Raw genomic sequence first — 502 nt, forward strand, 5'->3', positions numbered from 1 at the left:
GATAAATACCCAATCCGCTTGCTCAAACAGCGTGAGCGGAGCGGGCTCGATACTCGGCACGCAGTGTTCAGCAAATTGTTCGGGCGTGCAGTACAGCATGTAGCGCTGCGTCGGGCGCTTTTGCGCCGTGCGCCACAGCTGATATTGCCGCCACGCGTACTTCCACTGGCGATGCACTCGACGCGGGGCCACGATGCAGATAGGACCCTTCTCATTACGGGGGTGGTGCTGTTCGAGTGCAGCTACCACCTGAGCAAGCCGGTCGATCCGGTTGTTCGAAAGATCGAGTTCCATCAGCGAATCACCTTGATCGACACGTCACGCGGGTACACCAATTCCGTACGGCTCCAGCTGGTCTGTGCCCCGCTAATCATGCGGACGGCACGCACCCGGCCCTCGTCGGGTTCCTCATCGAGCATCACCATGAACAAATCGAAACCGCTGGGCTCCAGCTGATTCGAAAACATGGTGCCGCCTTCCAGCTCACTGATTGGAACAGGGA

Annotated in this window: 2 protein-coding genes; both read right to left on the reverse strand. The window is 58.8% G+C overall.

Annotated features, from left to right (window positions below; all coding sequences use genetic code 11):
- The coding region (locus tag AC1RP4_RS07650; RefSeq protein WP_481763220.1) for a hypothetical protein at nt 1-294 on the reverse strand (294 nt) is incomplete at its 3' end.
- Nucleotides 294-502: hypothetical protein (locus AC1RP4_RS07655; protein WP_481763221.1), on the reverse strand; the 209-nt coding region annotated here is incomplete at its 5' end. The genes AC1RP4_RS07655 and AC1RP4_RS07650, both read right to left, overlap by 1 nt.

This window comes from Dellaglioa sp. CoH-56-MRSF-10, from assembly GCF_056782175.1.